Origin of the sequence: Sphingomonas sp. Leaf9 (assembly GCF_001421355.1) — a bacterium.
Classification (GTDB): domain Bacteria; phylum Pseudomonadota; class Alphaproteobacteria; order Sphingomonadales; family Sphingomonadaceae; genus Sphingomonas.
Genome location: NZ_LMKC01000004.1, coordinates 222,066 through 244,642 on the forward strand (window position 1 = coordinate 222,066; position 22,577 = coordinate 244,642).

The window sequence follows — 22,577 nt, forward strand, 5'->3', positions numbered from 1 at the left end:
TAAGAAAGTAAACCACACCATCGCCAGGATAACCAGCGTGTAGCTGATAGCTACAATGCGACCCGCGATGTTCACTGTTCCTTTCAGAGCATGACGATAACGGCCGCCGGAATGCCTGCAAGTGGGTGTAAGCAGACGTCGTTGGGCGAAGGAGTGTGAGGGGTGGTCTCTAGCGCCCCCTCACCCCGCCGCCTTCGCTACCGCCCGATACGCATGCAGCAACGGTTCGGTATAGCCGTTCGGCTGTTCCAGCCCCTCGAACACCAGCGCCCGTGCCGCCTGTAGCGCGATGCCGCCGGCCAGCGGGCGATAGGCCGGGTCGTTGGCATTCTGCGCATCGACCTTGACCGCCATCCGCTCGAATGCGGCATCGACATCGGCCGTCGTACAGACGCCGTGCAGCAGCCAGTTGGCGATATGCTGCGAGGAAATGCGCAGCGTCGCGCGGTCTTCCATCAGGCCGATATCGTGGATGTCGGGCACCTTCGAACAGCCGATCCCCTGATCGATCCAGCGCACGACATAGCCGAGAATGCCCTGGACGTTGTTGTCAAGTTCGCGCGCCACCTCTGCCGCATCCCAGTTACGCCCCAGTGCCAGCGGCAGGGTTAGCAGCCGGTCGAGCGACGCCACCGGCTCGGCCGCGCGTGCTGCCTGTCGCTGCGCAACATCGACGGCGTGGTAATGCAGCGCGTGGAGCGTCGCGGCGGTCGGCGACGGGACCCAGGCGGTGCTCGCCCCACTCATTGGATGCGCGATCTTTTGCGCCAGCATGTCGGCCATCCGGTCGGGCGCGGCCCACATCCCCTTGCCGATCTGCGCGCGGCCACCCAGGCCACAGGCGAGGCCGATCTGGACGTTGCGATCCTCATACGCCGCGATCCAGTCCGCCCCCTTCATCTCGCCCTTCGGAATCATCGGCCCGGCGTGCATCGCGCTGTGCAGTTCATCGCCGGTGCGGTCGAGGAAGCCGGTATTGATGAACACGATCCGGTGCCGCACCGCATGGATGCAGGCAGCAAGATTGGCGGAGGTGCGCCGTTCCTCGTCCATCACCCCGACCTTGATCGTGTGGCGCGGCAGGTGCAGCAGATCCTCGACCGCGTCGAACAGCCGGTCGGTAAAGGCGACTTCCTCCGGCCCATGCTGCTTGGGCTTGACGATATAGATCGATCCGGCGCGGCTGTTGGCGCGCGCGCCGTTCAGGTCGTGCAGCGCGATCAGGCTGGTGACGATCGCGTCGATCATACCCTCCGGCGCGTCCCCGCCATCGGGCAGGCGGACGGCGGGCGTCGTCATCAGATGCCCGACGTTGCGCACGAACAGTAGCGATCGGCCGGGCAGGACCAGCTCGCCGCCATCGGGCGTCGTATAGCGGCGGTCCTTGGCCAGCGTCCGCGTCACCTCGCGCCCACCCTTGGCGAACTGCGCAGTCAGCGTGCCCTGCATCAGCCCCAGCCAGTTGGCATAGGCGGCGACCTTGTCCGCGGCATCGACCGCCGCGACCGAATCCTCCAGGTCGCAGATCGTGGTCAGCGCGGATTCGAGCAGGATGTCGGCGAGGCCCGCCGGATCGCCGCTGCCGATCGGGTGGCTGCGGTCGATCACCAGTTCGATGTGCAGCCCGTGATGGCGCAGCAGCCAGTTGTCGCCGGCCTGCCCGACCAGCTGGGCCGGATCGGCAAGGGCGGGCGTGCCGCCGCTCCAGGCGCGCCAGCTGCCGGTGGCGAGCGGCACGGCTTCGTCGAGGAACGCCTTGGCCCGGTCGATCACCTGGGCCCCGCGCGCGGCGTCATAGCCGCCCGGTGCCGCCGCGCCGGGGATCGCATCGGTGCCGTAGAGCGCATCGTACAGGCTGCCCCAGCGGGCATTGGCGGCGTTGAGCAGGAAGCGGGCGTTGAGGATCGGCACGACCAGCTGCGGCCCCGCCAGCGTCGCGATTTCCGGATCGACATCGGCCGGGTGAACCGTGAACGGCGTCGGTTCCTCGACCAGATAGCCGATCTCGCGCAGGAACGCCGCCTGTTCCGCCGGGTCGATCGCCGTCCCCTGCCGCGCGACGAACCACGCGTCGAGCTGCGCCTGCAGCGTGTCGCGGCGCTTCAGCAGGTCGCGGTTTTCCGGCGCAAACCGGGCGAGGATCGCGGCGGTCCCTTCCCAGAACGAATCGGCCGGGATGCCGGTGCCGGGCAGCGCGTCGCGTTCGAGGAAGGTGGCGAGTTCGGCGGCGACCTGTAGCCCGGCGCGTTCGACGAAATTGTTGGTCATCCCATCCTCTCCTGTTCGTCATCCCGGCGCAGGCCGGGATCCACGGTCACGAAGCAAATCGAAAGAGTCGCCGAGCCCCGTTTCCATGGATCCCGGCCTGCGCCGGGATGACGGTTGTTGGGTCCAGACATACCGCCTCGCCTTTCCCATCGGAACCACCCATAATCGCAGCACAGCCATGCCGATGAGGAACGAATGCCGCTCGATCCCGACCACGAACTGTTCGCCGCGATTCTCGACACTGGCAGCATCGCCGCCGCCGCGCGGGTGCTGGGCATTTCCCCGGCGATGGTATCGAAGCGGTTGGCGCGGTTCGAGGCGCGGCTGGGCGCGCGACTGATCGAACGGACCACCCGGCGGCTGCATCCCACCCCGGTCGGGGCGCAATTGCACGCCGACCTTGCCCCAATCCTGTCGGCGCTGGCCGCCGCCGAAGCGCGGGTGACCGGGGCTGCCGCCGCGCCCGCCGGGCCGCTGCGCATCGCCGCGCCGACTTCGTTCGCGCGGCTGCATATCGCGCCGCATCTGGGCGCGTTCCTGCACGAGCATCCGGCGGTCGACCTCGAACTGCTGCTGTCCGACAGCTATGTCGATCTGGCGGCCGAGCGGATCGATTGCGCGATCCGCATCACCGCCGATCCGCCGAGCGGCCATGTCGCCCAGCGGCTGGCCGACAATCGCCGCGTGGTGTGTGCCAGCACCGCCTATCTCGCCGAACATGGTGTCCCGTCCCACCCCAGGGCACTGGCCGACCATCGGCTGCTCGCGGCTGATGGACAGTTGCCATGGACGTTGCTGCGCCCCGGCGGGCGAGTGCAGGTCGCCGGGCGCAGCCATGTCCGCACCAATTCCAGCGAGGTCGTCCGCGAACTGGCGCTGGCCGGGGTCGGCATCGCGCTGCGCTCGCTCTGGGATGTCGGGCAGGCGCTGGCCGATGGGCGGCTCGTGCGGGTGCTGCCGGCGTGGGAGGGACCGCGCGACCTGGCGATCCATGCGATCCACGCCGCCGATCCGCGCCCGGCGGTAACCGCCTTTGTGGACCACTTCGCCGCGCGCTGGTCGCCGCCGCCGTGGGAGACGCTTGACTCGCCATCGGGTTCGGATCAGATTGGTATCAATTGATACGAATTTGAGAGGATGCAGCCGTGGAACACATGGACGTCAACCCGATGGGTCTCGACGGGTTCGAATTCTGCGAATTCACCGCGCCCGACCTCGACCGCATGGCCAAGCAATTGGAACAGTTCGGTTTCGTCGCTGCGTCGAAGCATCGCACCCGTGACGTGGTGCGGTACAAGCAGGGCCGCATCAACCTGCTGCTGAACCGTATTCCCGATGCCCATGCTGCGGACTTTGCTGCGCAGCATGGACCGTCGGCGTCGGGCATGGCGTTCCGCGTCGCGGATGCAAAGGCGGCGTTCGACGCAGCGGTCGCGCGCGGTGCCAAGCCTGCCGATGCCTCGCGCGGCGTGCTGGGCGAAGGCTATGCGCTGGAGGGGATTGGCGGGTCGATGCTGTACCTCGTCGACCGGCACGGCGCGGCGGGCTCGCTGTACGACGACTGGGACGCGGTGCCGGGGGCAGCGGAAGCGGAAGCCGAGAACAATGTCGGGCTCGACCTGCTCGACCACCTGACCCACAATGTGAAGCGTGGGCAGATGCGCACGTGGTCGACCTTCTACAACCAGATTTTCGGGTTCGAAGAGCAGAAGTATTTCGACATCAAGGGCAAGGCGACCGGCCTGTTCAGCCAGGCGATGATTGCCCCGGACAAGGCGATCCGCATCCCGCTGAACGAAAGCCAGGACGACAAGAGCCAGATCGAGGAATTCATCCGCGACTATAATGGCGAAGGCATCCAGCACCTCGCCTTCACCACCGACGACATTTTTGAAACGGTCGAAAAGCTGCGCGCGCGCGGGGTCAAGCTGCAGGACACGATCGAGACCTATTACGAACTGGTCGACAAGCGCGTGCCGGGGCATGGCGAGGACCTCGAACGGCTACGCCGCAACCGCATCCTGATCGACGGCAATGTCGGTGACGAAGGATTGCTGTTGCAGATCTTTACCGAGCCGATGTTCGGGCCGATCTTCTTCGAGATCATCCAGCGCAAGGGGAATGAGGGCTTCGGCAACGGCAATTTCCAGGCGTTGTATGAGAGCATCGAGCTGGATCAGATTCGGCGGGGCGTCATCACGGTCGATGCCTGACCCAGACCGAAGCGAAAGCTTCGGTCGCGGTGCAGCGCGCAGGCGCTGCCATCGACCGGCCAGCGCGACGGAGCCGGGCCACAAGGCGCGGCTTCGCCGCGACTGACGGCCCGGCGGGCCGCAAAAACCAACGTCACCCCGGCGCAGGCCGGGGTCCATGGAAACAGGCCGTATCGAAAAAAGCGCGATGCCCCGCTACCATGGATTCCGGCCTTCGCCGGAATGACGAAGTGACGAGGGAGAGGGTCATGTCCGGTTCCACCTACCAGCCCGGTTTCGCCAACCACATCGCCACCGAAGCCGTCGCCGGCGCGCTCCCGATCGGTCGCAACAGCCCGCAGCGCGTGCCGTTCGGCCTGTACGCCGAGCAGCTGTCGGGCACCGCCTTCACCGCGCCGCGTGCCGAGAACCGCCGGTCATGGCTATACCGCCTACGTCCGACCGCCAACCACAGCGCATTCATGCCCTATACCGGCGCGCAGCACCTCAAGTCCGCACCCATAGACAACCCGCCCAGCCCCAACCGGATGCGCTGGGACCCGCTGCCGCTCCCGACCGAGCCGACCGACTGGGTCGACGGCCTCGTCACCTATGGCGCGACCGGCGACGTGGCGGCGCAGAGCGGGGTCGGCATCCACCTCTATGCCGCGACGAAGGACATGGAGCGCGCCTTCTTCTCCTCGGACGGCGAACTGCTGATCGTCCCGCAGCAAGGACGCCTGGCGATCGACACCGAGCTGGGCCGGATCGACATTGCCCCGCTCCAGATCGCATTGATCCCGCGTGGCGTGCGCTTCCGCATCCGCCTGCCCGATGGCGAGGCACGCGGCTATGTCTGCGAGAATTACGGCAGCCTGTTCCGCCTGCCCGACCTCGGCCCGATCGGGGCCAATGGCCTCGCCAATCCGCGCGACTTCGAAACGCCCTCCGCATGGTTCGAGGACAGAGACGCGCCGTGCGACGTGATCCAGAAATTCCAGGGCGGGCTGTGGATCACCACGCTCGACCATTCGCCGTTCGACGTAGTGGCGTGGCATGGCAACCTCGCCCCCTGCCGCTACGACCTGACCCGCTTCAACACGATCAACACCGTCAGCTTCGACCATCCCGACCCGTCGATCTTCACCGTGCTGACCGCGCCGAGCGAGACGCCGGGCACCGCCAATTGCGACTTCGTGATCTTCCCGCCGCGCTGGATGGTGGCGGAGGACACGTTCCGCCCGCCATGGTTCCACCGCAACGTGATGAGCGAATTCATGGGGCTGGTCACCGGTGCCTATGATGCGAAGGAAGGCGGCTTCGCGCCGGGCGGCGCGTCGCTCCACAACCAGATGAACGGCCACGGCCCCGATCAGGCGAGCTATGAAAAGGCGGTCGCCGCCGACCTGAAGCCGCACCGCATCGCCGACACCATGGCGTTCATGTTCGAGACGCGTCATGTCGTCCGTCCGACGCCGTGGGCGATGGCCACGCCGACGATGCAGCTCGATTACGACGATGTCTGGACCGGTTTCGCCAAGGCACAGTTGCCCGGATGAGCGACGAGCGCGTCTTCGCAACGCCGGCCGGGGTGACGATCGGCTCGCTCACCGACATCCCCGACGGCACCGCGCGCAATTACGTCCTGCAACTGCGCGCCGGACGGTTCCATGGGTTCGTCGTGCGCCAAGGGGAGGCGGTGTTCGGCTATGTCGACCGCTGCCCGCATATGGGGCTGCCGCTGGCGCAGACGCTCGATGCCTATCTGACCCCGGATCGCAGCGCGATCACGTGCAGCTGGCACGCGGCGCTGTTCGCGATCGCCGATGGCAAGTGCCTTGGCGGGCCGTGTCCGGGCCAGTCGCTGACGCCGTGGCCGGTCGAGGTCGTCGGCGGGGCGATCGTCACCGCCTAGGCCGCGACCCCTTCGGGCAGCGCGGTCAGCGTCGATCGCTGGCCCAGCTTGCCGCCATGGTCGCGCAGCCACGCATCCGCCGTATCGCGGCCCAGTTCGCGCAGCGCCTCCAGCTGTGACCGGCGGGTGTCGATCTTGCCGGTGGGGCCGCGGGTCGCGAGCGCCGGCGATGCTTCCATCAGATGCAGGTTGGTGTTGGCCAGCGCGGTGAAATTGTCGTCGATCGGCGGCGCGCGCCGGGCGATCGCCTGCACCTGCGTCAGCGCCTTCAGGTCGCGCAGCAGGCAGGCGTTGAAGCCGATATCGCTCATCCGTCCCATCACCTCGACCAATGTTTCCGGCGTGTCCTGCGTCGCGAAGGGCGTGATCTGCACGATCAGCAGGTCGCTCTGCCCATGCCCGCCAAAGATCAGCGGTTCGAGCGCAGGGTTCGCCGAAAATCCACCGTCCCAATAGGGTTCATCGTCGATCGTCACCGGCCCGAACAGGTCGGGCAGGCACGCCGACGCCATCAGCGCGTCGAGGGTGATCGCATCGTTATCGAACAACCGCGCCGCCCCGGTCGCGACCCGCGTGGCGGCGATCGACAGCGGGATGGCGCGGGGATCGGTCAACAGCGACAGATCGATGCTCTCCTCCACCACCCGACGCAGCGCGCGCATGTTGCGCAGCCCCGGCGACAGCGGCGCGACATAGCGCCCGACCAGCTTGCCGACCTCCAGCGAGCGGCGCAGCACCGGTTCGAACAGCGGCGGCGCCCACATGCCAAGGTCGAACGCCTGCAACGGCGACGTCCGCGACACCGTGTCCCACAGCCGCTCCAGCGCTTGCCGGGCACCCTGCCGCCCGCCCGCCGCCAGCCCGGTGACCAGCGCCGCACCGTTCAGCGCCCCCGCCGACGCCCCGCTGACCGCGACGATCGGCAAATCTTCCTCGAGCAGCCGGTCGAGCACGCCCCAGCCATAGGCACCATGCGCGCCGCCCCCCTGCAGGGCGAGCGAGAGGTGCGGCGGTTCGGACGATGCGGACATGGGCGGCTCCGTGGAAAAGGGTCGATGTTGCAACGCAGCAATGCCGCTTCGTATCCGGTGCGGCCGGGGCGATGCCGGCGATATTTCCGCGCCCGACGGACCCGTCCCGGCCCGTCGCCGGTTGTCGCCCCGACAGGCATCGAAAGGACCCTCATGCTCGAACATGTTCCAGGGTGGCTGGGCGGATTGCTGCGCAATGTCCGCGCGGGCGCGTCCAAGCTGACCATCGCCGATCCGGCGCTCGGCAGCTTCGACAGCCTCGATCTCGCCAGCCTCGCCTTTGCCGATGGGCAGCGGCTGCCCGATCGCTTCACCGCCGATGGCGCTGGGGTGTCGCCGCCGCTGCATTGGCGCGGGGTGCCAGCGGGTGCGACGTCGCTGGCGCTGATCGTCGAGGATGCCGATGCCCCCTCACCCCAACCGCTGGTGCATGCGATCCTGTGGGATATCGCCGCGGCAGACGGGCAATTGGAGGAAGGGGCGATCCGTCCCGATGGCGACGGCGACGCGACGCACGGCGATGTCGGCCGCAACAGCTATCTGCGCGAAGGCTGGCTGCCGCCCGATCCGCCGACCGGGCATGGCGAGCATCGCTATGCGTTCCAGATGTTCGCGTTGCAGGATGTGCCGCATCTCGACCCCAATCCGGGGCGCAGTGCGGTGGTCGAGGCGATGGCGGGCCGGGTGTTGGCGGCCGGGCTGCTCACCGGGGTTTATTCGCGTGGTGAGCCGGCGGACGTGGGTCCGGTCGGGGAAGTTGCTCCTGCTTAAGCTCCTCCTTGGCCCGATACTGGGGATCGCCGCGTAGCGGTGGTGGAGGCGGGCTTCCTCAAGCGATCCGTCTGCGGACAACCCCCTCCACCAGCCTGCAGCTGGTCCCCCTCCCCGTGCCGGGGAGGATTTGGCTTACACCGAAAACCGCTCGCGCAATTCCAGCATCGCCAGCGCAGCCTTGGCCGCCTCGCCGCCCTTGTCCTTTTCGTCCTTCTTCGCCCGCGTCAGCGCCTGCGCCTCGTCCTCGACGGTCAGGATGCCGTTGCCGACGGGTACCCCCTCAAGGCTCAGGTTCATCAGCCCGCGCGCGCTCTCGTTCGCCACGACCTCGAAATGATAGGTCTCGCCGCGGATGATGACGCCCAGCGCCACGAACGCGTCATAGGTTTCGGCGGCATCGGCGATGGCGATCGCGCCGGGCACTTCCAGTGCGCCGGGCACGGTGACCGTCTCATGTTCGTGCCCCGCCGCCTCGATCGCGGCGCGTGCGCCTTCCAGCAGCAGGTCGTTCAGATGGTCGTAGAAGCGCGCCTCGACGATCAGAATCTTCGCCATATCAATTCTCCGTGATCGGCCGTTCGCCGACGATCTTCAGTCCATAGCCGTCGAGCCCGACCAGCGTGTGGTGGGTGTTGGTCAGCAGCACCATGTCCTCGACGCCCAGTTCGTTCAGGATCATCGCGCCGACGCCGTAATCGCGCAGTTCCTCCATGTCCGGCACCGGCGCACCGCTGCGGGCATGAATGGCGAGGGTCAGGCCATCGGGACGCGGGCGGTTGATGACGACGACGACGCCGGCACCCTCCTCGGCGATGATCCGCATCGACTTGCGCAGCAATCCGCCACGCTCGCCCCCCTCGCCGAACAGGTCGGCGAACGGCGACAGCGCGTGCATCCGCACCAGCGTCGGCTTGCCCGGATCGATCAGCCCCTTGACCAGCGCGACCTGCTCGCTGCCCGTCGCCTTGTTCCAAAAGGTCATGGCGCGCCATTCGCCGCCCCATTCGCTGTCGAACACCGTTTCCGCGCGCTTGGTCACCAGATGGTCGTGGCGGCGGCGGTATGCGATCAGGTCGCGGATCGTCCCGATCTTGAGGCCATGGAGTTGCGAAAAGCCGACCAGGTCGTCCATCCGCGCCATCGTGCCGTCCTCGTTCATGATCTCGCAGATCACGCCCGAGGGGTTGAGGCCGGCCAACCGCGACACGTCGACCGCCGCTTCGGTATGGCCGGCGCGCACCAGCACCCCGCCTTCGCGGGCGACCAGCGGGAACACATGCCCCGGCGTCACGATCTCCGACGCTTCCTTCGACGCGTCGATCGCCACCGCGATCGTGCGTGCGCGGTCGGCGGCGGAAATGCCGGTGGTCACCCCGTCGCGCGCCTCGATCGACACGGTGAAGGCAGTTTCGTGCCGCGTCCCGTTGTTGCGCGCCATCAGGTCGAGGCCAAGCTGCTCGACCCGCCCTTTGGTCATCGCGAGGCAGATCAGGCCGCGCCCGTGCCGCGCCATGAAATTGACCGCATCGGGCGTCGCCATCTGCGCCGGGATGACCAAATCGCCCTCATTCTCGCGATCCTCGTCATCGACCAGGATGAACATCCGCCCGTTGCGGGCTTCGTCGATGATCTCTTCGGGGCTGGAGAGAAAGGCATGGCGGAGACCCGCCAGTTCGTCATTGGCCACGGACTTGTTCCATTCGCATCAGATAACGGGCGAGCACGTCGATCTCGATATTGACCGATCGGCCCACGGCAAGGGTCCCGAGCGTGGTCACCGCCTGGGTATGGGGGATCAGGTTGACGGTGAAGCGCGTGCCCTCCGCCGTGTCGGTCACTTCGTTGACGGTCAGCGACACGCCGTCGATCGTCACCGACCCCTTGGCCGCGACGAACGGGCTGAGCGTGCGGGGAATCGCAAAGGTCACGCGGGTCGAGTCCTGGTCTGCGGTCGTGTCGACCACCTGCCCCACGCCGTCGACATGGCCGGTGACGATATGCCCGCCCAGCTCGTCGCCCAGCTTCAGCGCACGTTCGAGGTTCAGCGGGCGCCCCGCGACCCATTGGTCGGCGGTGCGCGACACGGTTTCACCCGAGACATCGACCGCGAACCAGTTCGGCCCCTTTTCCACGACCGTCAGGCAGACGCCCGAACAGGCGATCGACGCCCCCATGTCGATGGTGGTCGTGTCATAGGCGCAGGCGATCCGCACGCGCAGGTCGCCCGGCCCGTCGATCGATTCGATGCGCCCTACGTCGCTGACTATTCCGGTGAACACTGCAAGCTCCTTATCTGGCGCGCTCGTAGACCTCCAGCCGGTCGCTGCCAAGCATCCGGGCATCGTGCAGCCGCCAGCGGCCGTGCGCCCGGGCCAGATCGGTGAGGCCGATATCGGGAAGCGTCCGGCCATGGCCGATCAGGATCGGCGCGCGGTACAGCAGCAGCCGGTCGACCGCATCGGCGCGCAGGAACGCCGCCGCCGTCGCCGCGCCGCCTTCGACCAGCACATGGTCGCCGGGCAGGTCGGCCAGCGCCGCGACACCCGGCACCATCGTGAAACCGGGCAGCGCCGCGCAATCCGCCGACAGCACCACCCGCTGCGGGCTGCGATCGGTCAGGCCGGGCAGGCGCACGTTCAGCGTCGGCCGGTCGATTTCCGCCGTGCCGCGCCCGACCAGGATCGCCTCGTGCCGGCTGCGCTCCAGATGGCCGTGCGCGCGCGCCTGCGGCCCGGTGATCCACTGGCTCTGCCCATCGCCGCGCGACACCGCCCCATCGAGCGACAGGGCGAGCTTCAGCGTGACGAACGGCCGCCCCAGCACCCGTCGGGTCAGGAACCCGGCCATGCCGCGCGCCGCCTCCTCGGCCCGAACGCCGCAGGTGACCGCGATTCCCGCGTCCCGCAGCCCGGCGATACCCTGTCCATTCGTCCGCGGATCGGGATCGGTCAGCGCGACGACGACCCGTGCCACGCCGCTGGCGATCAACAGGTCGGAACAGGCCGGCCCGCGCACCGATACATGCGCGCACGGCTCTAAAGTGACATAGGAGGTGGCCCCCCGTGCCTGCGCACCCGCCTGCGTCAGCGCCGCCGCTTCGGCATGGGGGCGCCCGCCCGCCTGGGTCCAGCCGCGCCCGACCACCCGGCCCTCGTGCACGATCACGCAGCCGACATTGGGATTGGGCGCGGTGCGTCCCCGCGTCCGCTCCGCCAGCGTCAGCGCCGCGCCCATCCAGCGCGCATCGTCGGCGGCAAGGGGATGGATCAGATGCCCCAGCTTTTCAGCTTGTCGTCGATCTTCTTCCATTCGGCCTGCCGCTTGGCGCGGTCGCGTTCGAATTCGGCGGTCTCGGCTTTTTCCTTGGCCAGGTCGATCTGCTGCTGGGCGATGATCTCTTCGTCGGTACGGTTCGCGGGCCAGCTTTCGACATAGATGATGTTCGGCTTGTATGCGCGTTCGAAGTGCGAATCGTGGACGAACCCCCAGCCGATCACCAGCACGACGCAGATCGACGCCAGCAGGAACCACCATTCATGTTTCTGGCGCGTGCGGGCAAAGCCCACGAAATCGCGGATGGCATGGACCGGCGAGAAAAGATGGCGGAGCTTCACGCCGGCCAAGATAGGCGCAGGGGCGACCAACCGCCAGCCCCCGCGCCCATCGCGCTCAGCGATCCTCCATCGTGAAGCGCACCGTCATCTCGCGCCAGCTTTCCACCGCCACGCCGTCGCGGGTCGCGGGGCGGAAGCGCCATTTCGACAGCGCGCGCCGCTTCGTCGCATCGAAGAACGCGTCGCTGGTCGCGCTGACCGGTTCGACGGCGGCCACCCGGCCATTGGGCCCCACCAGCACGCGGACGACGACCACGCCATCGCGCGCCTGGTTGCGTTCGAACGCGGGATAGTCGGGCTGGAAATCGGCGCGGTAGCGGGGGTCGACGCTGGCGCTGACCAGCACCGGCAGCGGGCTGGCGACCGTCACCGGGCTGCCGGTGCCCGTGCCGCCGGGTGCGGTGACGACCGGATCGGTGGGCGGGAGCGCGGTCGGCATCTCGGTCGTGGTGGCCATCGCCGGTCCCGGCACCGGGATCGGCGCGGGCGGGGCGAAGATCGGCTGGACCGGTGCGGGATCGGGCAGCGCCTTTTCGACCGGTTTGGGCATATCGACGGGGGGCGGCGGCGGTTCGATGGGGATGTTGATCGCATCCATCGGCTTCCACGGATCGACCCGCGTCACCACCGTCGTTGCCGTCAGGACCGCTACGGCCAGCAGGCCGCCATTGATCGCAATCGCAATGCCCAACCCCACCGGGTTCAGGCCACGTTGTCCCTGATATGCCATACCACCGTCCTTCTCGATTCACATCTCCTGCCGACCCATCGGCTGGTGGGATGAGATACCCGATCGAAGGCGGTGTAAAGCTGACGTGCGCGTCAGAGTCCGTTTGGAAACTCGCGATAGCGCGAGTTTACGGGCGGTGCCGGCCCGCTCCCCCACCCGGCCAACCATCGAGAGTACCGTGGGGGTGGCCGGGTGGGGGAGCGGGCCGGCACCGCCAAACGTGCGTCAGCACGTTTCCAGAGAGACCCTCAGCCCGTCAGCCGCGCGATCGCCCGGTCGCGCCCGATCAGCGGCAGCAGCGCCGCCATGTCCGGCCCATGGTCCATGCCGGTCAGCGCCCGGCGCAGCGGCAGGAACAGCGCCTTGCCCTTGCGCCCCGTCTCCGCCTTCAATGCACCAGTCAACTCGGCCCATGGATCGGCCCAGGGCAGGTTGGCGGCAACCTCCGCCGCCCGATCGAGGAACGCGCGATCCTCCGCCGCCACGGGCAGCGCCGCGACCGGCCCGGTCACCACCCGCCACCAGCCGGCGGCATCGCTCACCCGTTCCAGATTGCCGCGCACCGCCTCCCACGCCGCCGCGTCCATCCCCTCGGGCAGCGTGTCCGCCACGCGGTCAAACGGCAGCTGGTGGACGATCCGCGCATTGACCTGCGCCAGCTCGGCTTCGTCGAAGCGCGCCGGCGCCCGCCCGAACCGGCCGAAATCGAACGCGTCGACCAACGGCTGCGCATCGACCACTGCCTCGACCGGATCGCTCGTCCCCAGCCGCGCCAGTAGCGCGACGACCGCCTCCGGCTCGATCCCCTGCTCCCGGAAATGCTCGACGCCCAGCGACCCCAGCCGCTTCGACAATTTGCCTTCGTTGCCGACCAGCAGCGCCTCGTGCGCAAAAGCCGGCGGGGTCGCGCCCATCGCCGCGAACATCTGCATCTGCGTCGCGGTGTTCGACACATGGTCCTCGCCGCGCACGACGTGGGTGACCCCCATATCGGCATCGTCGATCACCGAGGGCAGCAGATACAGCCACGATCCGTCGGCACGCCGCACCACCGGATCGGACAGCAGCGCCCCGTCGAAGCGCTGCGGGCCCCGGACCAGATCGTCCCACTCGATCGGCTCGGCCTCCAGCCGGAACCGCCAGTGCGGCCGCCGCCCCTCACCCTCCAGCCGCGCCCGATCGTCGTCGCTCAGCTTCAGCGCAGCGCGATCATAGACCGGCGGCATCCCCCGCCCGGCAAGGATCTTGCGACGAAGGTCCAGTTCCTCGGGCGTTTCATAGGCCGGATAGATGCGCCCGCTCGCGACCATCGCGGCGAACACCGCCTCGTACCGGTCGAACCGCGCCGACTGCCGTTCCTCACCATCGGGCACCAGCCCCAGCCACGCGAGGTCGCGCCGGATCGCATCGACGAACCGTTCCTCGCTGCGCGCGCCATCGGTGTCGTCGATCCTGAGCAGGAACCGCCCGCCCGCCTTCTTCGCGAACATCCAGTTGTGGAGCGCGGTGCGCAGGTTGCCGATGTGCAGAAAGCCGGTCGGGCTGGGGGCGAAACGGGTGACGGTCATGGCCCAGCCCTCTCGCCCATTTGTCGCATCGGCGCAAACGCGGGCGTCACATGGGTTTCACAATTCGTCCGCGCGCTCTATGGCGCTCCCATTCTTTTTCATCATGGATACGGGCGCACCCATGAAGCTGCTGGCGGGCAATTCCAATCTTCCCCTGTCGACCGCGATCGCGGACTATCTGGAAATCCCGCTGACCAAGGCCAGCGTGCGGCGCTTCGCCGACGAGGAAATTTTCGTCGAGGTGCTGGAAAATGTGCGCGGCGAGGACGTGTTCGTTGTCCAGTCGACCAGCTATCCGGTCAACGACAACCTGATGGAAATGCTCATCATGATCGATGCGCTGAAGCGCGCGTCGGCGCGGCGCATCACCGCCGTCATCCCCTATTTCGGCTATGCCCGGCAGGACCGCAAACCCGGCCCGCGCACCCCGATCTCGGCAAAGCTGGTCGCCAATATCGTGACCGAAGCCGGCGCCGACCGCGTGCTGTGCGTCGACCTGCACGCCGGGCAGATTCAGGGCTTCTTCGATATCCCGACCGACAATCTCTACGCCGCGCCGGTGATGTCGGAGGATATCAAGACCCGCTTCGGCGAACATAACCTGATGGTCGTGTCGCCCGACGTCGGCGGCGTGGTCCGCGCGCGCAGCCTGGCCAAGCGCCTCCACAACGCCCCCCTCGCCATCGTCGACAAGCGGCGCGAGCGCGCGGGCGAATCCGAAGTCATGAATATCATCGGCGACGTCGAAGGGCGCTTCTGCGTCCTGATCGACGATATCGTCGATTCGGCCGGCACGCTGTGCAACGCCGCCGCTGCCTTGAAGCAGGCCGGCGCGGTCGGCGTCGTCGCCTATTGCACCCACGGCGTCCTGTCGGGCGGCGCGGTCGCGCGGGTCGAGGCGTCGTCGCTGGAAGAGCTGGTCATCACCGATTCGATCGGCAACCACGACGTGATCGCGCAGGGGAATAAGATTCGCCACCTGACCATCGCCCCGCTGCTGGCCGAGGCGATCCGCCGCATCGCCGACGAATCGTCGGTGTCGAGCCTGTTCGACTGAGAAGCTGTTTGAAAATGCGCTGAAGGCGCATTTCGGCGGTGCCGGCCCGCTCCCCCTCCCGGCCACCCACACGGTATTCTGATGGGCGGCTGAGAGGGGGAGCGGGGAGGGGGAGCGGGCTGGCACCGCCTGAAATTGGCTCTATGGCCAATTTCCAAACGAACCCTGAGCGATCGGGCGGGGCAGCCGCCCCGTCCTGCTTAGGCCGGGCGGTGGACGGCCTCCATCGCCTGCCGCACCGGTTGGCGCAGGCCGAGCATGAACGCCGCCTCTGCCACCACGAACATCGGCCCGACGAACAGGCTGGACAGATCGTCGACAAAGGCGGGTTTGCGGCCTTCGAAATAATGGCCGACGAACTGCAGCGTCCAGCCGACGACGAAGCTGCCCAGCCCGACCGACAGCCACGCGCCCGTCGACCCGCTGGCAATCCCGAACCCGGCCCAGCTGACAAGCGCCAGGAACGCGGCCAGCACCGCGCCGAACATCAGGTCGAGCCGCAGATACCCGATCGCCGCGATCACCCCGACCACCATCATCGGCGTCACGGCCACCCCCTCGCCCACCGCGATCGCCGGTCGCGACAGCAAAACGCCGATACCGAACAGGATCAGCGGGATGCCGACCATATGCGTCGCGACATTATGCCCGTTGCGATGATATTCGGCATAGGCCGACAATTGCCTGACCAGTCGCGACATCGACCCTCTCCCGTCCCCGCCGCCGAACGAGTCGTTCGTCCGTGTCGGCTGGGTCGGGGCCGATCCTGTCACGGCCGGCAGGGTTAGTCACCCCGGCAGCGTAGCGCTCGCCTATTGGCCACCTGCGCGAAAGGTTATCGGGCGCAGGCCATCGGGCATCGGCACCGCGAGCGTCACCGCATCGCCGATCGAAAGCGACGGCCCCTTACTACGGACAAACTCGATCTGGACCCGCGCCTCGCCACGCGCCGCGATTACCAATGGCGCCTCGTCCAGCAACGGGCGACCGATCGCATTGCCGGGAAAGGGTTTCGTCCGGTCCCATGCCGAGGTCGCCACACGGGCAGCGCCAACCGCTGCGCTGCGTATCGCGATGCGTACCGGTGCCGGGCCTGCGTGATACCGAATCTCGATCGTTTCGTTCCGGTCGGACCAGCGCCCGGTAACGTCGGCGGTAACGCCGCCGCCCGACAGACGCGCAGTGTCTTCCGGCAACCCCTCGGTCGATGCCAGCGTCACGCCCGGCCCGGCAAGGGGGGTCAGACTTCCATGTCCCGTCTGCGAACACGCCGAAAAGGAGGCCAGCATCATCAGCAGCGGGAAAGTAAAAACATTTGTTCGTATCGCTCTATCGCAGCACTGATTCCGGTGGACACGACCCGGGTGATCGCTCTGATAATTCAGCGTTAGAATATTCCGCTGTAAAAAATAATCTGCAAAACGATTTGCATGATAAGATAGGTAATCGTGAACTGTAGTATCCAAAACAAGGGAGACTGCCCGCGCCTCACTGCGATCGAATATGCCACAATCAATGCGACAGCGGCGCATAGCCATAGCCACGTCTTACCCGGAGGTGCCGTAAATTCGGTGCGCAGCAGGCGGGAAAGCAGCCACCCCACGATGCCGACCGCCAATGTTGCCAGAATTTCAAAGGCTGCTCGGCGGGATACCACGGAGGGCGAGTTCATCGGAAATCCTTTTCGTGTAAAACTCGTAATAGTCCTTTGATTTTCCAGCGAAGAAATTTGTCAGACCGATCGCAAACATTCCCATTGCAGTGCCTCTGGCAAATTTTCCTGCCGATAGGCTCTTTGCGCGGTTCACAAGAGCGGTCGATGCGCCACTCGCTCCACTCGACGAAAAGGGATCTGACATGAAGTCAGCGGCAAATTCGGAAGTGTCTACGATCTTTTTCAATTCTTGGTAAAACTGCCGACACAGCCGCTCAGGTAAGCATGCTGGAAATGCCCAAGGTTTTTCCCTTATCTGCGTAGTCAGGGACAAGAGCTTGGCACGGATGGCTATGTCATTTCGCTCTTTCAGGCGTCGGGAAATTTCACGACGTAACTGTTGCTCCTGCGACGGGAGCGCATGCACATAGAGCATATTGCGCAACAGATCGGTGACCACATGACTATCGGTGCCGGGCGGTGGCCTCGCAGTTGATAGCCATGCTGGCACGAACCAAGCCGATTTCCCGGTTTGCTGGGTCAGGTAAAAGATCGAGCGCAACTCGCCATCGCGCACCCGGCGATACGGTCCAAGGCCGGTCTGCATCAGACTTTCCACCTCCGTTACGATCGGACAACGCGATCCCCTTCAACGTGTTCCCCCACGTCAGCATCGACATCCTCAACCTGCCCCACTGATGGCAAGGGATGCATCTGCGCGTCAGGCCACCCCATCCCACACCAGCTTCACCCCCACCGCGATCATCAGCACATAGATCGCGGTGTAGAACCGGTTCGCCGACACCCGCCGCACCAGCCACACGCCGGCAACGGTCGATGCAATCGCCACCGGCAGCAGCGCCGCCGAGGTGGTGAGGTTCGCCCGCGTGAACTGGTCGAGCGCCAGATAGGCCGGCACCTTCAGCCAGTTGACCGCACCGAAGAACAGCGCGGTCGTGCCGACCAGCACATCGCGCGGCAGCTGGCGCGGCAGCACCCATAGCTGGAAGGGCGGCTGGCCGGCATGGGCGACTTGGCTGGTAAAGCCCGACGCGACGCCGAACAGCGTGCCGACCCAGCCCGGCGACCGGGTGGCGACCGGCATCCCGCGGCGTTCGATCCGCAGCCGCCACAGTCCGAACGCAACCGAAATCGCGCCGACCACCGCCAGCACCGCCGAAGGCCGCACCGTGCTGGCAAAGCCATAGCCCAGTACGATGCCCAGCCCCGCGCCCGGCAGCATCCAGCCGATCACCCGCCAGTCGATCGTCCGGCGGAATGCCCAGATGCCGACCACATCCTGCACGATCAGGATCGGCAACAGGATCGCCGCCGCGCGTACCGGATCGATCGCCAGCGCCAGCATCGGCAGCGACAGGGCGCCCATGCCGGAAAAGCCACCCTTGGCCAGCCCGAGCAGCATCACCGCCGGCACCGCCAGCGCATAGAAGAACGGGTCGACGATCACGGTGTCAGTCGCGCCGGTCCTGCAACGCCTGCGCAATGCGGAACAGCGCCAGCACGCCGACCGCCAGCACGGCGACCAGCGCCAGCACGGCATAGGTCAGCACCGCCAACCCGTCGGAGACGCTGCGCGTGGCGGCGGCCTGTTGCGCCATCGCGGCACTCTCCGCCGTTTCGACGCGCGGCGCGCCGGTGGTGAAGGGCGCAGGCGGCGGCAACGGCGCGCCGGTGCGCGGATCGACCCTTCCGGCGGCATCGGTGCCAACTTCCGCGCCCGAACGTGACGATCCGCCCTTGGTCGACATGGTTGCCACCGCACCGACCATCGCCAGCGTGGCGAAGATCGCCAGCACCCACGACAGCGCCCGCGCCTGCCACCCGCCGGCGGTCATGGATGCTCGACGGGGTCGCGGGTCTGCGCGGTCGGCGCGCGGACCCCGGCATTGCCGCGCCGCTTCAACTCGGCCTTCAGGTCCTCGGGCCTCGGCGCCCACAGGAACCCGAAGCTGACCGTGCCGCGCTTGCTCTCGACCGCATGGTGCAGCCGGTGGGCGGAAATGATCCGCTTCATATAGCGCGACTGCGGCAGATAGCGGTGGTTCAGCCGGCGATGCACGATGATGTCGTGGAACCCGAAATAGATCGCGCCATAGGCGGCGATGCCGGCCCCGATCCAGATCGTGCCCGGCCACCAGCCCCATTGCACCCCGCCCAGCAGCAGCACGATCGACGGCACCGCAAAGATCGCGGCGTACAGGTCGTTCCACTCCCAATTGCCATGGCGCGGCGCATGGTGGCTGGCGTGCAGGAACCAGCCCGGCCCGTGCATCAGCCAGCGATGCGCGACATAGGCGAAGCCTTCCATGAAGATCACGGTGGCGAGGAAGATCAGGATGCCGATGGCCCAGTGCATGGCGGCGATATAGCGGCTCGGCCGGGACATTGCGACGCCTTAGCGCGCGGTTCGCCCTTGTGGGCGCGCCCGGCAGCAATCCCCCTGCCGATTCCGATGAAGCATTTGCGACGCAATTGCATTACTGCGCTTTCGGACTGGATTCGCCTGCGCGCATGTGCTTTACGCGCGGCAACTTCGCAAACCTGCGTACAACCACCCGAGAGGCGGAAGGCGAATCCCATGAACATTCACGAATATCAGGCCAAGGAACTGCTCGCGAAGTTCGGCGTGCCCGTCCCCGCCGGCTATGCCGCGCTGACCGTCGACGAAGCCGTCGAGGCCGCAGGCAAGCTCCCCGGGCCGCTGTACGTCGTCAAGTCGCAGATCCACGCCGGCGGCCGTGGCAAGGGCAAGTTCAAGGAACTGGGCCCCGACGCCAAGGGCGGTGTCCGCCTCGCATGGAACCTCGACGAAGTGCGTGCGCACGCGACCGACATGCTCGGCAACACGCTGGTCACGATCCAGACCGGCGACGCGGGCAAGCAGGTCAACCGCCTGTACGTGACCGACGGCGCGAACATCGCCCAGGAATTCTACCTCGCGCTGCTCGTCAACCGCGCGACCGGTCGTGTCTCTATGGTTGCCAGCACCGAAGGCGGCATGGACATCGAAACCGTGGCGCATGACACGCCCGAGAAGATCCATTCGATCGACATCGACACCGCGACCGGCTTCATGCCGCACCACGGCCGCGCCATCGCCGCCGCGCTGGAGCTGAAGGGTGACCTCGCCAAGCAGGCCGCTAGCGTCGCATCGAAGCTGTATGACGCGTTCCTCGGCACCGATGCCGAGCAGATCGAGATCAACCCGCTGGCCGTTACCGAGGAAGGCCAGCTGGTCGTGCTCGACGCCAAGGTCGCCTTCGACGGCAACGCCATGTTCCGTCACAAGGACCTGATGGAACTGCGCGACACGACCGAAGAAGACGCGATGGAGCTGGAGGCGTCGAAGTACGACCTGGCGTACATCAAGCTCGACGGTGACATCGGCTGCATGGTCAACGGCGCGGGCCTGGCCATGGCGACGATGGACATCATCAAGCTGAACGGCATGTTCCCAGCCAACTTCCTCGACGTCGGCGGCGGCGCGAACAAGGAAAAGGTGACCGCGGCGTTCAAGATCATTCTCGCCGATCCGGCGGTGAAGGGCATCCTCGTCAACATCTTCGGCGGGATCATGAAGTGCGACATCATCGCGGAGGGCATCGTCGCCGCTGCGAAGGAAGTGAACCTGTCGGTGCCGCTGGTCGTCCGTCTGGAAGGGACCAACGTGCAGGCCGGCAAGGACATCCTCGCCAATTCGGGCCTCGCGATCGTTCCGGCCAACGACCTGGGCGATGCCGCCAAGAAGATCGTCGCGGAAGTGCAAAAGGCGGCCTGATCGCCCTCTGCCTGCGACGGAGAGAAGGGTCCGGGCGGAAACGTCCGGGCCCTTTTTCGTTTGGCCTGTGGGCGATTCGGGTTAGGGTCGCCACCTGCCGCTACGGCGTCCCGGCGTTTCCATACCGGACTTGCGAAAACCACGCAAAACCGCCACGGATATAGCCAACGCCATCGCGTAAAGTTTTGAGAGGGAGTGCCCATGAAGGTGCTGGTGCCGATCAAGCGTGTGCTTGATTACAATGTGAAGCCCCGCGTGAAGGCGGACGGGTCGGGCGTCGACCTGGCCAACGTCAAGATGAGCATGAACCCGTTCGACGAGATCGCGGTCGAGGAAGCCATCCGCCTTAAGGAAAAGGGCGTGGCGACCGAGATCGTCGTCGTGTCGATCGGCGAGCAGAAGGCGCAGGACACGCTGCGCACCGCGCTTGCCATGGGTGCCGATCGCGCGATCCTGATTACCAGCGAGACCAAGGTCGAGCCGCTGGGCGTCGCCAAGCTGCTGAAGGCGGTGATCGACGAAGAAGCGCCGCAGCTGGTGATCCTTGGCAAGCAGGCGATCGACGACGACAACAACCAGACCGGCCAGATGCTGGCCGCGCTCACCGGCTATCCGCAGGGCACCTTTGCCAGCAAGGTCGAGGTTGCCGGCGACAAGGTGAACGTGACGCGCGAAGTCGATGGCGGGCTGGAAACGGTTTCGCTCTCGCTGCCGGCGATCGTCACTACCGACCTGCGCCTGAACGAGCCGCGCTATGCGTCGCTGCCCAACATCATGAAGGCCAAGTCGAAGCCGCTGGCGGCCAAGACCGCCGCCGAGCTGGGCGTGGACGTCACCCCACGCCTGACGACGGTCAAGGTCGAGGAACCGGCCAAGCGCCAGGCGGGCGTGAAGGTCGCCGATGTCGACGAACTGGTCGGCAAGCTCAAGACGCTGGGAGTGGTCGCATGAAGACGCTGGTTTGGGTCGAACATGACGGCCAGTCGGTCAAGGACGCGACCTATGCGACCGTCACTGCCGCTGCGAAGCTGGGCGAGGTCGAGCTGCTGGTCGCCGGGCAAGGCGTTGATGGCGTGGCACAGGCCGCCGCGCAGATTGCCGGCGTGTCCAAGGTGCTGGTCGCCGACGATGCCGCCTTTGCCCATAATCTGGCCGAGAACGCTGCGCCGCTGGTCGTCGAATTGATGGGCAGCCATGACGCGTTCGTCGCGCCGGCGACCACGACGGGCAAGAACATCGCGCCGCGCGTCGCCGCGCTGCTCGACGTGATGCAGATCAGCGAAATCCTGTCGGTCGAGGGGCCGGACAGCTTTACCCGTCCGATCTATGCCGGCAACGCGATCGCCACGGTCAAGACGAGCGACCCGAAGCTGGTGCTGACGGTACGCGGCACCGCGTTCGACAAGGCGGAAGCAACCGGCGGGTCGGCCGCGGTCGAAGCGGTCGCGTCGACCGGTGACAAGGGTGTGTCGAGCTTCGTCGGTGCCGAGATCGCGGCATCGGAGCGGCCCGAGCTGACCAGCGCCAAGATCATCGTCTCGGGCGGTCGTGCGCTGGGATCGGAAGAGCAGTTCCATGCGCTGATCGACCCGCTGGCCGACAAGCTGAACGCTGCCGTCGGTGCCTCGCGCGCGGCGGTCGATGCGGGCTATGCTCCCAACGACTATCAGGTCGGCCAGACCGGCAAGATCGTCGCCCCCGAGGTCTATATCGCGGTCGGGATTTCCGGCGCGATCCAGCATCTGGCGGGTATGAAGGACAGCAAGGTCATCGTCGCGATCAACAAGGACGAGGATGCGCCGATCTTCCAGGTCGCCGATGTCGGGCTGGTGGGGGATCTGTTCACGGTGGTGCCGGAGTTGACCGCCAAGCTTTGAGCGAAGCAGCGTAAGCTGCTGAACGGTGCGCAAGGGGCAACGCCCCGAGCGCACAAAGCGGCGACGGCCGGCGTCGCCACAGCGACGACCGACGACGC

The 22,577-nt window shown here is 66.7% G+C and carries 24 protein-coding genes; 9 read left to right on the forward strand and 15 right to left on the reverse strand.

Annotation, left to right across the window (positions count from 1 at the left end; all coding sequences use genetic code 11):
• Window positions 1-180: 180 nt before the first annotated feature.
• Window positions 181-2,268, reverse strand: a complete 2,088-nt coding sequence (locus tag ASE58_RS11995) for a malate synthase G (RefSeq protein WP_055821587.1) — start codon at window positions 2,266-2,268, stop codon at window positions 181-183.
• A 195-nt stretch (window positions 2,269-2,463) separates the two neighbouring features.
• On the opposite strand from ASE58_RS11995, the gene ASE58_RS12000 reads away from it, so the two are divergent.
• The 4 genes from ASE58_RS12000 to ASE58_RS12015 all read left to right on the forward strand — a co-directional run bounded on the left by ASE58_RS12000 (window position 2,464) and on the right by ASE58_RS12015 (window position 6,375).
• Entirely contained in the window at window positions 2,464-3,390 is a 927-nt protein-coding gene (locus tag ASE58_RS12000; RefSeq protein WP_055821590.1) for a LysR family transcriptional regulator, read from the forward strand.
• 32 nt (window positions 3,391-3,422) lie between these two features.
• Window positions 3,423-4,481, forward strand: coding sequence for a 4-hydroxyphenylpyruvate dioxygenase (gene hppD, locus ASE58_RS12005; protein WP_055821594.1), 1,059 nt, complete (start codon window positions 3,423-3,425; stop codon window positions 4,479-4,481).
• A 248-nt stretch (window positions 4,482-4,729) separates the two neighbouring features.
• Window positions 4,730-6,019: a homogentisate 1,2-dioxygenase gene (gene hmgA / locus ASE58_RS12010; RefSeq protein WP_055821596.1), complete on the forward strand. Its 1,290-nt coding sequence runs from the start codon at window positions 4,730-4,732 to the stop codon at window positions 6,017-6,019.
• A complete protein-coding gene (locus tag ASE58_RS12015; protein WP_055821599.1) occupies window positions 6,016-6,375 on the forward strand; it encodes a Rieske (2Fe-2S) protein in 360 nt (119 codons plus the stop codon). Before hmgA ends, ASE58_RS12015 begins: the two co-directional genes overlap by 4 nt.
• Here the strand turns inward: ASE58_RS12015 and ASE58_RS12020 are convergent.
• Complete coding sequence (locus ASE58_RS12020; protein WP_055821601.1) at window positions 6,372-7,406, reverse strand: patatin-like phospholipase family protein; 1,035 nt, start codon at window positions 7,404-7,406, stop codon at window positions 6,372-6,374. The genes ASE58_RS12015 and ASE58_RS12020 overlap by 4 nt on opposite strands.
• A gap of 153 nt (window positions 7,407-7,559) precedes the next feature.
• On the opposite strand from ASE58_RS12020, the gene ASE58_RS12025 reads away from it, so the two are divergent.
• Window positions 7,560-8,177, forward strand: a complete 618-nt coding sequence (locus ASE58_RS12025) for a YbhB/YbcL family Raf kinase inhibitor-like protein (RefSeq protein WP_055821604.1) — start codon at window positions 7,560-7,562, stop codon at window positions 8,175-8,177.
• Between the two features lie 135 nt (window positions 8,178-8,312).
• Here the strand turns inward: ASE58_RS12025 and ribH are convergent, their stop codons facing one another.
• The 7 genes from ribH to gltX form a co-directional block, all read right to left on the reverse strand.
• Window positions 8,313-8,735, reverse strand: a complete 423-nt coding sequence (gene ribH, locus ASE58_RS12030; protein ID WP_055757568.1) for a 6,7-dimethyl-8-ribityllumazine synthase — start codon at window positions 8,733-8,735, stop codon at window positions 8,313-8,315.
• Between the two features lies 1 nt (window position 8,736).
• Window positions 8,737-9,867 carry a 3,4-dihydroxy-2-butanone-4-phosphate synthase gene (gene ribB / locus ASE58_RS12035; RefSeq protein ID WP_055821607.1) on the reverse strand — a complete coding sequence of 377 codons (1,131 nt, stop codon included), beginning with the start codon at window positions 9,865-9,867 and terminating at the stop codon, window positions 8,737-8,739.
• Window positions 9,857-10,459 (reverse strand): riboflavin synthase, encoded by a 603-nt coding sequence (locus tag ASE58_RS12040; RefSeq protein ID WP_055821610.1) that lies wholly within the window; start codon window positions 10,457-10,459, stop codon window positions 9,857-9,859. The genes ribB and ASE58_RS12040 overlap by 11 nt, the downstream gene beginning before the upstream one ends.
• Window positions 10,460-10,469: 10 nt before the next feature.
• Window positions 10,470-11,489 (reverse strand): bifunctional diaminohydroxyphosphoribosylaminopyrimidine deaminase/5-amino-6-(5-phosphoribosylamino)uracil reductase RibD, encoded by a 1,020-nt coding sequence (gene ribD / locus ASE58_RS12045; protein ID WP_327196340.1) that lies wholly within the window; start codon window positions 11,487-11,489, stop codon window positions 10,470-10,472.
• Window positions 11,447-11,794, reverse strand: coding sequence for a hypothetical protein (locus ASE58_RS12050; RefSeq protein WP_055822379.1), 348 nt, complete (start codon window positions 11,792-11,794; stop codon window positions 11,447-11,449). The genes ribD and ASE58_RS12050 overlap by 43 nt, the downstream gene beginning before the upstream one ends.
• Before the next feature lie 55 nt (window positions 11,795-11,849).
• Window positions 11,850-12,524 carry a TonB family protein gene (locus ASE58_RS12055; protein WP_055821614.1) on the reverse strand — a complete coding sequence of 225 codons (675 nt, stop codon included), beginning with the start codon at window positions 12,522-12,524 and terminating at the stop codon, window positions 11,850-11,852.
• A gap of 248 nt (window positions 12,525-12,772) precedes the next feature.
• Window positions 12,773-14,092: a glutamate--tRNA ligase gene (gene gltX / locus ASE58_RS12060; protein WP_055821618.1), complete on the reverse strand. Its 1,320-nt coding sequence runs from the start codon at window positions 14,090-14,092 to the stop codon at window positions 12,773-12,775.
• A 121-nt stretch (window positions 14,093-14,213) separates the two neighbouring features.
• Here gltX and ASE58_RS12065 point away from each other — a divergent pair, with 121 nt between their 5' ends.
• Window positions 14,214-15,149 (forward strand): ribose-phosphate pyrophosphokinase, encoded by a 936-nt coding sequence (locus ASE58_RS12065; protein WP_055759168.1) that lies wholly within the window; start codon window positions 14,214-14,216, stop codon window positions 15,147-15,149.
• Between the two features lie 200 nt (window positions 15,150-15,349).
• Here the strand turns inward: ASE58_RS12065 and ASE58_RS12070 are convergent, their stop codons facing one another.
• The 6 genes from ASE58_RS12070 to ASE58_RS12095 all read right to left on the reverse strand — a co-directional run bounded on the left by ASE58_RS12070 (window position 15,350) and on the right by ASE58_RS12095 (window position 19,210).
• Window positions 15,350-15,850, reverse strand: coding sequence for an Mpo1 family 2-hydroxy fatty acid dioxygenase (locus ASE58_RS12070; protein ID WP_055821621.1), 501 nt, complete (start codon window positions 15,848-15,850; stop codon window positions 15,350-15,352).
• A 111-nt stretch (window positions 15,851-15,961) separates the two neighbouring features.
• Window positions 15,962-16,441, reverse strand: a complete 480-nt coding sequence (locus ASE58_RS12075) for a hypothetical protein (RefSeq protein WP_055821624.1) — start codon at window positions 16,439-16,441, stop codon at window positions 15,962-15,964.
• A 339-nt stretch (window positions 16,442-16,780) separates the two neighbouring features.
• Complete coding sequence (locus tag ASE58_RS17950) at window positions 16,781-17,410, reverse strand: hypothetical protein (RefSeq protein WP_156347719.1); 630 nt, start codon at window positions 17,408-17,410, stop codon at window positions 16,781-16,783.
• Between the two features lie 114 nt (window positions 17,411-17,524).
• On the reverse strand, window positions 17,525-18,271 hold the full coding sequence (locus ASE58_RS12085) for a sulfite exporter TauE/SafE family protein (protein WP_443024662.1): 747 nt from the start codon (window positions 18,269-18,271) through the stop codon (window positions 17,525-17,527).
• 4 nt (window positions 18,272-18,275) lie between these two features.
• Complete coding sequence (locus ASE58_RS12090) at window positions 18,276-18,659, reverse strand: hypothetical protein (RefSeq protein ID WP_055757546.1); 384 nt, start codon at window positions 18,657-18,659, stop codon at window positions 18,276-18,278.
• Window positions 18,656-19,210 (reverse strand): sterol desaturase family protein, encoded by a 555-nt coding sequence (locus tag ASE58_RS12095; RefSeq protein WP_235511800.1) that lies wholly within the window; start codon window positions 19,208-19,210, stop codon window positions 18,656-18,658. Before ASE58_RS12095 ends, ASE58_RS12090 begins: the two co-directional genes overlap by 4 nt.
• Window positions 19,211-19,402: 192 nt before the next feature.
• On the opposite strand from ASE58_RS12095, the gene sucC reads away from it, so the two are divergent.
• The 3 genes from sucC (at window position 19,403) to ASE58_RS12110 (ending at window position 22,479) form a co-directional block, all read left to right on the forward strand.
• Complete coding sequence (gene sucC / locus ASE58_RS12100) at window positions 19,403-20,602, forward strand: ADP-forming succinate--CoA ligase subunit beta (protein ID WP_055757544.1); 1,200 nt, start codon at window positions 19,403-19,405, stop codon at window positions 20,600-20,602.
• 201 nt (window positions 20,603-20,803) lie between these two features.
• Entirely contained in the window at window positions 20,804-21,553 is a 750-nt protein-coding gene (locus tag ASE58_RS12105; protein ID WP_055821631.1) for an electron transfer flavoprotein subunit beta/FixA family protein, read from the forward strand.
• Window positions 21,550-22,479, forward strand: coding sequence for an electron transfer flavoprotein subunit alpha/FixB family protein (locus ASE58_RS12110; RefSeq protein WP_055821634.1), 930 nt, complete (start codon window positions 21,550-21,552; stop codon window positions 22,477-22,479). The genes ASE58_RS12105 and ASE58_RS12110 overlap by 4 nt, the downstream gene beginning before the upstream one ends.
• The last annotated feature ends 98 nt before the right edge of the window (window positions 22,480-22,577 follow it).

What these genes read in the sequence shown, in the direction of transcription:
- ASE58_RS12075 (WP_055821624.1), bottom strand. Translation starts at nt 16,441, where the DNA reads ATGATGCTGGCCTCCTTTTCGGCGTGTTCGCAGACGGGACATGGAAGT.
- ASE58_RS12065 (WP_055759168.1), top strand. Translation starts at nt 14,214, where the DNA reads ATGAAGCTGCTGGCGGGCAATTCCAATCTTCCCCTGTCGACCGCGATC.
- gltX (WP_055821618.1), bottom strand. Translation starts at nt 14,092, where the DNA reads ATGACCGTCACCCGTTTCGCCCCCAGCCCGACCGGCTTTCTGCACATC.
- ASE58_RS12000 (WP_055821590.1), top strand. Translation starts at nt 2,464, where the DNA reads ATGCCGCTCGATCCCGACCACGAACTGTTCGCCGCGATTCTCGACACT.
- ASE58_RS12070 (WP_055821621.1), bottom strand. Translation starts at nt 15,850, where the DNA reads ATGTCGCGACTGGTCAGGCAATTGTCGGCCTATGCCGAATATCATCGC.
- ASE58_RS12095 (WP_235511800.1), bottom strand. Translation starts at nt 19,210, where the DNA reads ATGTCCCGGCCGAGCCGCTATATCGCCGCCATGCACTGGGCCATCGGC.
- ribH (WP_055757568.1), bottom strand. Translation starts at nt 8,735, where the DNA reads ATGGCGAAGATTCTGATCGTCGAGGCGCGCTTCTACGACCATCTGAAC.
- ribD (WP_327196340.1), bottom strand. Translation starts at nt 11,489, where the DNA reads ATGGAAGAAGATCGACGACAAGCTGAAAAGCTGGGGCATCTGATCCAT.
- sucC (WP_055757544.1), top strand. Translation starts at nt 19,403, where the DNA reads ATGAACATTCACGAATATCAGGCCAAGGAACTGCTCGCGAAGTTCGGC.
- hmgA (WP_055821596.1), top strand. Translation starts at nt 4,730, where the DNA reads ATGTCCGGTTCCACCTACCAGCCCGGTTTCGCCAACCACATCGCCACC.
- ASE58_RS12105 (WP_055821631.1), top strand. Translation starts at nt 20,804, where the DNA reads ATGAAGGTGCTGGTGCCGATCAAGCGTGTGCTTGATTACAATGTGAAG.
- hppD (WP_055821594.1), top strand. Translation starts at nt 3,423, where the DNA reads ATGGACGTCAACCCGATGGGTCTCGACGGGTTCGAATTCTGCGAATTC.
- ASE58_RS12025 (WP_055821604.1), top strand. Translation starts at nt 7,560, where the DNA reads ATGCTCGAACATGTTCCAGGGTGGCTGGGCGGATTGCTGCGCAATGTC.
- ASE58_RS12020 (WP_055821601.1), bottom strand. Translation starts at nt 7,406, where the DNA reads ATGTCCGCATCGTCCGAACCGCCGCACCTCTCGCTCGCCCTGCAGGGG.
- ASE58_RS12110 (WP_055821634.1), top strand. Translation starts at nt 21,550, where the DNA reads ATGAAGACGCTGGTTTGGGTCGAACATGACGGCCAGTCGGTCAAGGAC.
- ASE58_RS12015 (WP_055821599.1), top strand. Translation starts at nt 6,016, where the DNA reads ATGAGCGACGAGCGCGTCTTCGCAACGCCGGCCGGGGTGACGATCGGC.
- ASE58_RS11995 (WP_055821587.1), bottom strand. Translation starts at nt 2,268, where the DNA reads ATGACCAACAATTTCGTCGAACGCGCCGGGCTACAGGTCGCCGCCGAA.
- ASE58_RS12055 (WP_055821614.1), bottom strand. Translation starts at nt 12,524, where the DNA reads ATGGCATATCAGGGACAACGTGGCCTGAACCCGGTGGGGTTGGGCATT.
- ASE58_RS17950 (WP_156347719.1), bottom strand. Translation starts at nt 17,410, where the DNA reads ATGCAGACCGGCCTTGGACCGTATCGCCGGGTGCGCGATGGCGAGTTG.
- ASE58_RS12090 (WP_055757546.1), bottom strand. Translation starts at nt 18,659, where the DNA reads ATGACCGCCGGCGGGTGGCAGGCGCGGGCGCTGTCGTGGGTGCTGGCG.